Origin of the sequence: Kitasatospora sp. NPDC059812 (assembly GCF_042732075.1) — a bacterium.
Taxonomy (GTDB): Bacteria; Actinomycetota; Actinomycetes; order Streptomycetales; family Streptomycetaceae; genus Kitasatospora.
In genome coordinates, this window is sequence record NZ_JBHWIO010000011.1 from 81,625 (window position 1) to 93,520 (window position 11,896).

Consider the following 11,896-nt stretch of genomic DNA (forward strand, 5'->3'; position numbering starts at 1 on the left):
CCCTGCCCCACCCGCACCCCCGGTTCCGCCGCCCTGGAGTTAGCCCACCCCCCGTCGCAGGAGGACCCAGCCGTGACGCCGCTCGACCCGCCCGGCCGCACCACCCGCCCCGTCCCGGCCACCTTCCTGGCCGGCCCGGACTCGCCCCGGCCCGAGCCCGTCCCGGCCGAGGAGTCCGCGCCGGCCGGCGAGCCCGTGCCGGCCGCGGAGTCCGCACCGGTCACGGCTCCGCCCACGGCCTCGCTGCGCCTGCCCGAGGCGCCGCTGCCGCCGTCCGAGGTGGACCGGCTGGTCGGCGGGCAGCACCACGACCCGCACGCCCTGCTCGGCGCGCACCCGGTGCACGGCGGCACCGCGATCCGGGTGCTGCGCCCGTTCGCCGAGCGGGTGGTCGTCGAGACCACCCAGGGCCCGGCCGAACTCACCCATCAGCAGGGCGGGTTGTTCACCGGGCTGGTGGCCGGCGCCGACACCGTGGACTACCGGCTGCTGGTGACCTACCCCGGCGGCGAGCCGCTGGCCCAGCACGACGGCTACCGCACACCGCCCACCCTCGGCGAACTCGACCTGCACCTGATCTCCGAAGGCCGGCACGAGCAGCTGTGGCAGGCCCTCGGCTCGCACGTGCGCACCGTCGACGGCGTCGCCGGCACCGCCTTCGCGGTCTGGGCACCGAACGCCGTCGGCGTCCGGCTGATCGGCGACTTCAACCACTGGGACGGCACCGGGCACCCGATGCGCTCGCTCGGCTCGTCCGGCATCTGGGAGCTCTTCGTCCCGGGCCTCGCCGAGGGCGCCGCGTACAAGTACGAGATCCACACCCGGCAGGGCTGGGTGCTCGACAAGGCCGACCCGCTCGCCCGGGCCGCCCAGTGCCCGCCCGCCACCGCCTCGGTGGTCACCTCCTCCGACCACCGCTGGCAGGACGGCGAGTGGATGGCCCGCCGGGCCCGCGCCGCACACCACCGGGCGCCGATGTCCGTCTACGAGCTGCACCTGGCCTCCTGGCGGCCCGACCTCACCAGCTACCGCGCCATCGCCGAGGAACTGCCGCGCTACCTCAAGGAGTTGAACTTCACCCACGTGGAGTTCATGCCGGTCATGGAGCACCCCTTCGGCGGCTCCTGGGGCTACCAGGTGTCCGGCTACTACGCCCCCACCGCCCGGCTCGGCAGCCCCGACGACTTCCGCCACCTGGTCGACACCCTGCACCGGCACGGCATCGGCGTGATCGTCGACTGGGTGCCCGCCCACTTCCCCAAGGACGCCTTCGCGCTCGCCCGCTTCGACGGCGAGCCGCTGTACGAGCCGGCCGACCCGCTGCGCGCCGAGCACCCCGACTGGGGAACCCTGGAGTTCGACTACGGCCGCACGGAGGTGCGCAACTTCCTCGTCGCCAACGCGGTCTACTGGTGCGAGGAGTTCCACATCGACGGCCTGCGGGTGGACGCCGTCGCCTCGATGCTCTACCTCGACTACTCCCGCGAGGGCGGCGCCTGGACGCCCAACCAGCACGGCGGCCGGGAGAACCCGGACGCGGCCGCGTTCCTGCAGGAGATGAACGCCACCGTCTACCGGCGCTGCCCCGGCGTGGTCACCATCGCCGAGGAGTCCACCGCCTGGGACGGCGTCACCCGCCCCACCGACGCCGGCGGCCTCGGTTTCGGGCTCAAGTGGAACATGGGCTGGATGCACGACTCGCTGGTCTACATGTCCAAGGAGCCGGTGCACCGCAAGTTCCACCACAACGAGATCACCTTCTCGATGGTGTACGCCTACTCGGAGAACTACGTCCTGCCGATCTCGCACGACGAGGTGGTGCACGGCAAGCAGGCGCTGGTCTCCAAGATGCCCGGCGACTGGTGGCAGCAGCGCGCCAACCACCGCGCCTACCTGGGCTTCATGTGGTCCCACCCGGGCAAGCAACTGCTCTTCATGGGACAGGAGTTCGCCCAGGGCGCGGAATGGGACCACGAACAGGGCCCGCAGTGGTGGGTGCTCGACGAGCAGTGGCCCGCCCACCAGGACCACCACGGCGTCCGCCGGCTGGTCCGCGACCTCAACCGGCACTACCTGGACACCCCCGCCCTATGGGAACGGGACACCACCCCGGACGGCTTCCGCTGGCTCGACGGCGGCGCCGCCGAGGACAACCTGCTCTCCTTCGTCCGGTACGCGGCCGACGGCTCGCCGCTGGTCGCGGTCTGCAACTTCTCCCCCGTCGTCCGGCACGGCCACCGGGTCGGCCTGCCCGACCTGGACGGCCGCGACCAGCTGTGGGAGGAACTGCTCAACACCGACGCCGAGGCCTACGGCGGCGGCGGCATCGGCAACTCCCACCCGGTCAAGGCCGAACCGACCCCCTGGCACGACCAGCCCCGCTCCGCCGAACTGGTCCTCCCCCCGCTCGCCACCCTCTGGCTCCGCCCGGCCCGCTGAGGGCCTGAGCACCTGAGTGTCTGAGGGCCTGAGCGTCTGAGGGCCTGCCCGGCCGGGCAGGCCCTCAGCTCGGTGCCGACACCGGGAAGCCGAGGTCCTCCGCGGCCCTGCCCAGCTCGCGGTCGTAGGTGATGAACTCGGTCAGCTCCGTGCGGAACGGGTCCGCGCTGGCCAGGTGCAACGCGTCCAGCGAGCCGAGGCGCGGAGTGCGGTAGGAGAGCGCCCGGGCGAGCACCGCACTGCTGAGGTCGACCTGGTGGCTGCCCCGGAGCGCCTGGTCCACGTAGTAGGGGACCTGCTGGTGGGCCAGGCCCGCGCGGAGCAGGGTGCGGGTGATCTCCAGCCGGGCCAGCGCGCTGGTGATCAGCTCGGTCCCGGCGGGCAGCGCCTGCCGCCACGCCCGCAGTGCGGCCGTCTCCGGCTCCGGCTTGATGAACTTCAGCAGCGCGCAGGAGTCGAGGTAGATCAACGGTTCCGCTCCCGTTCGCGGTCTTCCACCAGCAGGTCCGAGAGGCTGCCGATGTCCGGCAGCAGGTCGAGGGCCAGCTCGGGCATGCCCTCCTCGGCGGGCGGGGTGACCTCGCCGGCCGCGATCATGCGTTCGAGGGTCGTCGCCGGGGGCTCCTCCGGCACCAGTCTCAGCACGGGCCGCCCGCGGTCGGTGACGACGATCGTCGCGCCGGCCCGGACCCGCGCGACCGCCTTGGACGGGTTCTGGTTGAGCTCACGCAGTCCCATGGTCTCCATGCCTTCCAATGTAACTACATCATGTAGGTACATCAAGGGCGGGCCGCGGCGCGAACCCCGAGCCCAGGACGTTCAGCCCTTGCCCCCGCCGGGCCGCTCTGCTCGCGGACGCCCGTTCGTGGTGCGAAGGTATGGTCGATATGGCCATATTCCGAGACGACGGGACGGAGACACCCACGTGGCGCGCAGCGTGTACGTGACCGGTATCGACCGGGGGGACGGCCGGCAGGCGGTCGAACTCGGGGTCATGGAACTGCTCACCCGCCAGGTGGACCGGGTCGGGGTGTTCCGGCCGCTGGTGCACGCGCACGCGGGAGCACCTGCCGGCCGCCGGGCCGGGGGCGAGCCGGGCTCGGACCACGTGGTGGAACTGCTGCGCGGCCGGTACCGGATCGACCTGCCGAGTTCCGAGCTGTACGGGCTCAGCTACGAGGAGGCCGCCGCGCTGCAGGCCGCCCAGGGGCAGGACGAGCTGGTCTCCACCCTGGTCGACCGCTTCCGCGCGCTGGAGCGGCGCTGCCAGGCGGTGCTGGTCCTCGGCACCGACTTCGCCGACACCAACATCCCGGACGAGCTGGCCTTCAACGCCCGGCTGGCCAACGAGTTCGGCGCCGCCGTGCTGCCGGTGGTCGGCGGGCACGCCGAGGACCCGGAGGCCGTCATCGCCGAGGTCCGCAACGCCCACCGGGCGTTCACCGACCTGGGCTGCGAGACCCTGGCGATGATCGCCAACCGGGTCGCCCCGGGCGCCAAGCAGCGGATCCAGCGCAAGCTCACCGAGAAGCTGCCGATCCCCGCCTACGTCATCCCGGAGGAGCCGGCGCTGGCCGCGCCGACCGTCGCCCAGCTGGTCGAGACGACCGGCGCCGAGGTCCTGCTCGGGGACGCCGCCGGCCTGGCCCGGGACGTCCGCGGCTTCGTCTTCGGCGGCGCCATGCTGCCCACCTTCCTGGACGCCCTGACCGAGGGCGCCCTGGTCGTCACCCCCGGGGACCGCGCCGACCTGGTGATCGGCTCGCTGGCCGCGCACGCCGCCGGCGCCCCGCCGATCGCCGGCGTGCTGCTGACGCTCGGCCAGCACCCCGGCCCGAACGTGATGGCGCTGGCCGCCCGGCTCGCCCCCGGCACCCCGGTCGCGGTCGTCCCGGAGGGCAGCTGGCCGACCGCCGCGACCCTCACCCACCTGGAGGGCAAGCTCACCGCGGCCAGTCCGCGGAAGGCCGAGATCGCCCTCGGACTGTTCGAACTGCACGTCGACACGGCCGAGTTGACCAACCTGATCGAGGTCGGCCGGTCCGAGCGCGTCACCCCGATGATGTTCGAGCACGAGCTGCTGGAGCGGGCCCGGGCGAGCCGGCGGCACGTCGTCCTGCCGGAGGGCACCGAGGAGCGGGTGCTGCGCGCGGCCGAGATCCTGCTGCGCCGCAACATCTGCGACCTCACCCTGCTCGGCGAGGCCGACGCGGTGCGCCGCAAGGCCGCGGGCCTCGGCATCGACCTCCCGCAGGAACAGCCGGGCGGCGACCGCGCCCAGGTCCGGATCGTCGACCCGACCACCAGCCCGCTGCGCCGCCAGTTCGCCGAGCTGTACGCCCGGCTGCGCGCCCACAAGGGGATGACCGTCGAGCTGGCGCTGGACGTGGTCACCGACGTCTCGTACTTCGGCACCCTGATGGTCCAGGAGGGCATCGCGGACGGCATGGTCTCCGGCGCGGTGCACTCCACCGCCGCGACCATCCGGCCCGCCTTCGAGGTGATCAAGACCTCGCCGGGCGCGGCCATCGTGTCGAGCGTCTTCTTCATGTGCCTGGCCGACAAGGTGCTGGTGTACGGCGACTGCGCGGTCAACCCCGACCCGGACGCCCAGCAGCTGGCCGACATCGCGATCCAGTCCGCCGCCACCGCCGCCCAGTTCGGGGTGGAGCCGCGGGTCGCGATGCTCTCGTACTCGACCGGCACCTCCGGCTCCGGCGCGGACGTCGACAAGGTCCGCAAGGCCACCGAGCTGGTCCGCGAGCTGCGGCCGGACATCCTGGTCGAGGGCCCGATCCAGTACGACGCGGCGGTGGACGCCCACGTCGCGGCCACCAAGCTGCCGGGCTCCGCGGTGGCGGGCCGGGCGACCGTGCTGATCTTCCCGGACCTCAACACCGGCAACAACACCTACAAGGCGGTCCAGCGCTCGGCGGGCGCGGTGGCGGTCGGCCCCGTCCTCCAGGGCCTGCGCAAGCCCGTCAACGACCTCTCGCGCGGCGCGCTGGTCCAGGACATCGTCAACACCGTCGCGATCACCGCCATCCAGGCCCAGGACGACAAGGAGTCGCAGGCATGAGCGATGGAACGCGCGTTCTCGTGCTGAACGCCGGCTCGTCGTCGGTGAAGTACCAGCTGATCGACATGCTGGACGGTGCCCGGCTGGCCTCCGGCCTGGTGGAGCGGATCGGCGAGCCCGGCGGGCGGCTGGTGCACACCCCGCACGCGGGCGGGCCGCGCGAGCTGCCGCAGCTCTTCCCGGACCACTCCGCCGCCCTGAAGGCCGTCGCCGAGGAGCTGGCCGCCGACGGCCTCGGGCTGGACTCTCCCGAGCTGGCCGCGATCGGCCACCGGGTGGTGCACGGCGGCAAGCGGTTCACCGAGCCGACCGTGGTCACCGACGACGTGCTCAAGGAGATCCGCCGGCTGATCCCGGTCGCGCCGCTGCACAACCCGGCCAACATCACCGGCATCGAGGTGGCCCGCGCGCTGCGCCCGGACCTTCCCCAGGTGGCCGTCTTCGACACCGCCTTCCACGCCTCGATGCCCGAGTTCTCGGCCCGGTACGCGATCGACAAGGCCGTGGCCGACGAGCACCGGGTGCGCCGCTACGGCTTCCACGGCACCTCGCACCAGTACGTCTCGCGGGCCACCGCCCGGCTGCTCGGCAAGGACCCGGCCGAGGTGAACGTGATCGTGCTGCACCTGGGCAACGGCGCCTCCGCCTCGGCGGTCGCCGGCGGTCGCTGCCTGGACACCTCGATGGGCCTGACCCCGCTGGAGGGCCTGGTCATGGGCACCCGTTCGGGCGACATCGACGCCGGTGTGGTGTTCCACCTGCACCGGGTGGGCGGGCTGTCGATCGACGAGATCGACGACCTGCTCAACCGCCGCAGCGGTCTGCGCGGCCTGTGCGGCGACAACGACATGCGCGAGATCATGCGCCGGGCCGAGGCCGGGGACGCCGACGCGAAGCTCGCCTTCGACGCGTACATCCACCGGCTGCGCAAGTACATCGGCGGCTACTACGCCGTGCTCGGCCGGGTGGACGCGATCGCGTTCACCGCGGGCGTCGGGGAGAACGCGGCGCCGGTGCGCGCGGCGGCCACCGCCGGGCTGGACGAACTGGGCATCGCGGTCGACCCCGAGCTGAACTCGGTGCGCTCCGGCGAGGCCCGGATCATCTCACCCGCGTACGCCCGGGTGGCGGTCGCCGTGGTGCCCACCGACGAGGAACTGGAGATCGCCCGACAGGCCTTCGCCCTGGTCCACCGGCCGTCTGGGGACTGACTGGACGCCGTCTCGCCCCTCGGGATCCTTCGTTGGCGATTCCTCACGATTCGTGCCGAATGCACCTATAACACGAACGGATAGACTGATCCATATGCGCCGAGCGAAAATTGTCTGCACCCTGGGTCCGGCGACGGACTCCTACGAACAGCTGAAGGCCATCGTCGAGGCGGGCATGAACGTCGCCCGACTGAACATGAGCCACGGCAACCACGCGGACCACGAGGAGCGGTACCGCAAGGTCCGCCAGGTCTCGGAGGACACCGGCAAGGCCATCGGCGTCCTGGCCGACCTCCAGGGTCCCAAGATCCGTCTGGCGACCTTCGCCAACGGCCCGGTGACCGTCGACAACGGCGACGAGTTCACCATCACCACCGAGGACGTCCCCGGTGACCAGCACATCTGCGGCACCACCTACAAGGGCCTGCCCGGCGACGTCAAGCCCGGCGACCCGATCCTGATCAACGACGGCGTCATCGCCCTGGAGGTCGTCAGCGTCGACGGCCCGCGGGTGAAGACCGTGGTGATCGAGGGCGGCGTGCTCTCGAACAACAAGGGCATCAACCTGCCCGGCGCGGCCGTGAACGTGCCCGCCCTGTCCGAGAAGGACAAGGACGACCTGCGCTTCTCGCTGCGCCTGGGCGTCGACATGGTCGCCCTGTCCTTCGTCCGCAACGCGGACGACGTCAAGGACGTCCACGAGGTCATGGACGAGGTCGGCATCCGCGTGCCGGTCATCGCCAAGATCGAGAAGCCGCAGGCCGTCGAGGCCATGGAGGAGATCGTCCTCGCCTTCGACGCCATCATGGTCGCCCGCGGCGACCTGGCCGTCGAGTACCCGCTGGAGCGGGTGCCGCTGGTCCAGAAGCAGCTGATCACGCTGGCCCGCCGCAACGCCAAGCCCGTCATCGTCGCCACCCAGATGATGGAGTCGATGATCCACGCCTCGCGCCCCACCCGCGCCGAGGTCTCCGACGTCGCCAACGCCATCCTGGACGGCACCGACGCGGTCATGCTGTCCGCCGAGTCGAGCGTCGGCAAGTACCCGATCGAGACCGTCCGCACCATGAGCCGGATCGCCGAGAGGGCCGAGGAGGAGCTGCTGTCCCAGGGCCTCCAGCCGCTCAACCCGGGCCGCAAGCCGCGCACCCAGGGCGGCTCGATCGCCCGCGCCGCGTGCGAGCTGGGCGACTTCCTGAACGGCCAGGCGCTGGTCGCGTTCACCAAGTCCGGTGACACCGCCCGCCGTCTGTCCCGCTACCGTTCGCCGATCCCGGTGATCGCGTTCACCCCGGACGTCGCCACCCGCAACCAGCTCTCGCTGAGCTGGGGCGTCGAGGCGCACGTCACCGAGCAGGTCGGGTCCACCGACGCGATGGTCGCCCAGGTCGACCGCGAGCTGCTCAGCATGGGCCAGCTCGCCGAGGGCGCGACCGTCATCGTCACCGCCGGCTCGCCCCCCGGCATCCCCGGCAACACCAACATGGTCCAGGTGCACCACCTGGGCACCCGGGGCGAGTAACACCCCGTGGCACCGACGCCCGTGGGGCGGTCCTCCGGTGGAGGGCCGCCCCACGGGCGTTCTCGCGACGTCGCCGCCGCCGTGGCGCGGCTGCCGGTCGCCTACTCGTCGCCGTACGGCGCGTCTACTTGTCGCTGTACGGCGCGTCGTCGTTGAACAGGCGCATGCCGGGGATGGTCAGCGTGCCGCCGAACTGGCCGGCCTGCTTGGCGGTGACCCCGGTCAGCTCCAGGTCCAGCGGGATCGGGATCGAGCCGATCAGGTCGTACAGCCAGCGCGGCAGGGTGTCCGGGGTGAGCGTGATCTCGCCCAGGTCGATCGGGATCGGCAGGCCGAGCACCTTGGAGAGGTGGCCGGACAGCCGCTCCACGTACATCGTGACCGGGCCCTTGCGCATGGTCGAGGTCGAGCCGGGGGCGCCCTTCACGTGGAAGGTCTTGCCGTTGCCCTGCAACGTCGACATGTCGAGGTTGTCGATGTCGACGGTGTCCACCACGAACTTCAGCACCCGCTTGGTGCCGGTCGGGGTCCGCACGTCGTAGACGCCGTGGAAGGCCGCGCCGTGCAGCGCCAGCCGGCTGGTCGCCAGCGTCCAGTTCTGCTGCGGGACGACGTCCCCGGTGGCGGGCGCGCCGGCGGTCAGGCCGCTGGTGTCCACCGCGCAGTTGGGGTTGGCGCTCGGCGAGGACGACGGGGTGTCGGTGGCGGCCCCGGACGGGGTGGCGGGGGCCGTCCTCGGGCTCGCCTTGCCGCTCGGCTTCCCCGTCGTGCCGTCGGCCGGGCCACCGGCGGCGGGGGCCGTCGCGGCGGGCGAGGTCTGGTCGCCCGCCGGGGTCTGCTCGCCGCTGCCGGCGGCGGGCGGCGGGGCGCCGGGCTGCGTGTCGGCCGGGGCCCCGGTCGTCGGGGCCTGCGGCTGGGCCGGCGTCCCGGCGCGCGGGGCCGGGGCGGCCGGCGCGGGGGCCTGGGTGGTGGCCGGCGCGGGGGTGCCGGCCGACTTGGCGCTCGGCGTCGGGCTCGGTGAACCACCCGGGTCCAGCAGGTGGTTGACGCCGCCCAGGACGTCGTCGATCAGCCCGGCCCGGTGGACCGTGTCCGAACCGCCGGGGGCGGCGGAGCGGGCGGCCGACGGCGTGGTCGCCGGGGTGCTGGCCGCGCCGGTCGGCGTCGCGTCGGCGCTCGGCGTACCGGCCGGCGCGGAGGGCTGCTGGGTGGGCGCGGTGGTCGGCGTCTGGGTGGGGATCGCGCTCGGCCCCGTCGAGGGCCCCGTCGAAGGCGCTGTGGAAGGCACCGTCGAGGGCGCCGTGGACGGACCGGGCGGTGGCTCGGGCAGCTCGCTCTTGGGGACGGGCGTCTCCAACGGCGCGACGTCCGGCACGGTGGCGGGCGCGGTCCCGCAGGGCTTGCCCGCCGTGGACTCGGCGACGGCCGGGTTGGGGGTGTACGCGGCGGCCATCAGCAGCGCCGTCGGCACCGCGGCCATCGCCAGCGCGCGGCCTCTCAGCCGGACCCGGACGGGCGTGCGCGGCGCCGCGTGTCGACCGGCGCGCTGCGGTTGGTCCTCCGACGCGCTCACCGCGCCTCCTTCGGGTCCACGGCGACGGCCTGCTCGTTCGACGCGGCCTGTGCGGGCAGCTTCGCGGTGGGCGCTTCGGCGGCCGCGGGCTCCGTGGCGACGCTCCCGGCGACGACCGCGGTCTCGGCGACGGCGGCCTCGGAGGCAGGGGTTTCGGAGGCGAGGGCCTCAGGAGCAGGGGCCTCGGTGGCGACGCTCGCGGCGACGGCGGCCTCGGCCGCCTTCGGCTCCGGCAGCGGCGCCCAGGACGCCATCAGACCGCCGCCGATCAGACCCGGCAGCAGCGCCAGGCCGAACCCGGCCAGGTTGGAGACCGGGATCGAGACCAGCGTCAGCAGGGTGGTGGCGACTCCCGCGAAGACCCGCACGGTCGGCTGGAACCACGCGGTCAGCCCGAGCACGATCAGCAGCACGCCGATGATCAGCGATCCGGCGCCCGCCGTGGTGGCCATGGCCACCGTCATGCCGCCCAACGAGAGCTTGGCGTAAGGGAAGTACATGATCGGGACGCCGGCGATCATGGCCAGCAGGCCGCCGTAGTACGGCCGCGTCCGACGGAAGGTACGGAACACCCGGCGCAGCCACTGGACGGGGTTCTCGTGCTCGGCGGGCCGGAATGAGGCAAGGGCGCTGGACACGGTGCAGCTCCTCGATGGTGTGAACGAGGGATGGACGAGACACGGGATCCGGCGACGGCACACGCGCCGCCACCGGTCCCTCAGGTGCCGTCGGGGCGGCGGACCGGGCCCGGTCCGCCGCCCGTCAACGGCCTAGTAGCACTCGCCGGTGCCGTCGGTGTGCAGCGCGAGCTTCAGGCCGGGGAGCTTGAAGGTGCCGGCCGAGGTGGCCCAGGCGGTCTGCTGCACGTTGTACAGGTCGGCCTTGTCGGCGGCCTGGGCGAAGCCGGTCGCGCCGGACGGCAGGCCGCCGAGCTTGGACTTCCAGCCCTGGGTGGCCTCTCCCTTGAGGGTCGAGGCGTCCTGGCCGATGTTGATGTTGGTGAACTCGGCGTCCGCGTTCAGCTGGTCGAGGTCGATCAGCAGGTTCTTGGCGTAGACCTGCTTCTTGACGTCGTCGCTGTTGCCCGCCTCCAGGCGAAGGACGATCTTGGGCAGCTTCCACGGCAGGCCGGGGATGACGTTGGGGTCGGTCACCACCGACTGGCAGAGGCCCTTGATGGTGGCCTCGTCGAAGGCCGAGACGGCGACCGGGTGCGGAGTGCCGTTCACCTCGGCGTCGATCGAGCCGAACTGGGCGAAGTTCTTGCCGTGCAGCTCCGGCGTGGTGACCTTGAAGCTCTGGCCGGAGACGCTGAACGAAGCCGCCAGCGCGTTGTTGGCCATGGCGGCGCCGACCATCGCGGTGGCCGCGATGCTCGGCACCATCACCAGGGCGAAGCGCTTCCAGCGGGTCTTGCCGTAGGTCTGGGACATGCGAGTCCTCCTTCTAGGACGTACATCTCCGGCTCCCCGGCGGCGCGCCCGCGCCGGTGGGGGACTGGGATGGGAGAGAGCTACGTCCTCGGTAGCGGAGAGCGCCTTGGGCGTCGTCGGACGCGGGAGCGGCCGGCACACAGCGGCACTCCCGTCCCTCCACCGGCCGTCCTTGCGGGGCGGCGGGCAGGACCGACGACATCGGCGATCACCCCCGAGCGACAACCAGCGACCGCGCAGGGCCGCGCGGCCGGTCGAAGGACAGGAACCGCCGTGGGACCGCGGATACCCCCCTGCCCTCCCTACCGCCGACCGGGGCCGGCGGATCACCCGGTGGGGATCCCGCGCTCCACGTGGCCGACCGGATCGGAGGGTGTGGAGTCAGGGACCGGGCGTCGCCGATCGTGCTCGAATCCCGGGCGAAGCACAAGAGGTTCCTTACTGACGGGTAATGCAACAGCCGACAGCGTTGATCATGAAATCGGCGCGGCATGCACCGTGCGTGACGCCTTGAAGGAAACGTGACGAAGAAATCCGCCGGAAACACGAACGAAACACCCGCGGGCCGTGCCCCAGTGGGTGAGTGGGCGGGGGTTGTGAATTTTTTGTAAACCAGGGTGCGGGTGTGCGGCGTGTCGG

Annotated in this window: 9 protein-coding genes; 4 read left to right on the plus strand and 5 right to left on the minus strand. The window is 72.5% G+C overall.

Annotated elements, in window-relative coordinates; translation table 11 throughout:
* The first annotated feature begins 72 nt into the window (after positions 1 to 72).
* A complete protein-coding gene (gene glgB / locus ACFV6D_RS08530; RefSeq protein ID WP_380558948.1) occupies positions 73 to 2,439 on the plus strand; it encodes a 1,4-alpha-glucan branching enzyme in 2,367 nt (788 codons plus the stop codon).
* Between the two features lie 64 nt (positions 2,440 to 2,503).
* Here the strand turns inward: glgB and ACFV6D_RS08535 are convergent, their stop codons facing one another.
* Together ACFV6D_RS08535 and ACFV6D_RS08540 are read right to left on the minus strand one after the other, a co-directional pair.
* Entirely contained in the window at positions 2,504 to 2,908 is a 405-nt protein-coding gene (locus ACFV6D_RS08535) for a type II toxin-antitoxin system VapC family toxin (RefSeq protein WP_363371963.1), read from the minus strand.
* Positions 2,905 to 3,186, minus strand: coding sequence for a type II toxin-antitoxin system Phd/YefM family antitoxin (locus ACFV6D_RS08540; RefSeq protein ID WP_063347763.1), 282 nt, complete (start codon positions 3,184 to 3,186; stop codon positions 2,905 to 2,907). The genes ACFV6D_RS08535 and ACFV6D_RS08540 overlap by 4 nt, the downstream gene beginning before the upstream one ends.
* A 178-nt stretch (positions 3,187 to 3,364) precedes the next feature.
* Here ACFV6D_RS08540 and pta point away from each other — a divergent pair, with 178 nt between their 5' ends.
* From pta to pyk, 3 genes are all read left to right on the plus strand, one after another.
* The gene (gene pta / locus ACFV6D_RS08545; RefSeq protein ID WP_380558950.1) at positions 3,365 to 5,518 is read left to right on the plus strand and encodes a phosphate acetyltransferase; all 2,154 of its coding nucleotides are present in this window, start codon (positions 3,365 to 3,367) and stop codon (positions 5,516 to 5,518) included.
* On the plus strand, positions 5,515 to 6,729 hold the full coding sequence (locus ACFV6D_RS08550; protein ID WP_380380820.1) for an acetate kinase: 1,215 nt from the start codon (positions 5,515 to 5,517) through the stop codon (positions 6,727 to 6,729). Before pta ends, ACFV6D_RS08550 begins: the two co-directional genes overlap by 4 nt.
* 94 nt (positions 6,730 to 6,823) lie before the next feature.
* On the plus strand, positions 6,824 to 8,251 hold the full coding sequence (pyk, locus tag ACFV6D_RS08555; RefSeq protein WP_063347766.1) for a pyruvate kinase: 1,428 nt from the start codon (positions 6,824 to 6,826) through the stop codon (positions 8,249 to 8,251).
* A gap of 124 nt (positions 8,252 to 8,375) precedes the next feature.
* Here the strand turns inward: pyk and ACFV6D_RS08560 are convergent, their stop codons facing one another.
* The 3 genes from ACFV6D_RS08560 to ACFV6D_RS08570 form a co-directional block, all read right to left on the minus strand.
* Positions 8,376 to 9,824: a hypothetical protein gene (locus ACFV6D_RS08560; protein WP_380558952.1), complete on the minus strand. Its 1,449-nt coding sequence runs from the start codon at positions 9,822 to 9,824 to the stop codon at positions 8,376 to 8,378.
* Positions 9,821 to 10,462, minus strand: coding sequence for a DUF6114 domain-containing protein (locus ACFV6D_RS08565; RefSeq protein WP_380427966.1), 642 nt, complete (start codon positions 10,460 to 10,462; stop codon positions 9,821 to 9,823). Before ACFV6D_RS08565 ends, ACFV6D_RS08560 begins: the two co-directional genes overlap by 4 nt.
* A 132-nt stretch (positions 10,463 to 10,594) precedes the next feature.
* Positions 10,595 to 11,257: a DUF6230 family protein gene (locus ACFV6D_RS08570; RefSeq protein ID WP_063347768.1), complete on the minus strand. Its 663-nt coding sequence runs from the start codon at positions 11,255 to 11,257 to the stop codon at positions 10,595 to 10,597.
* Positions 11,258 to 11,896 lie beyond the last annotated feature (639 nt).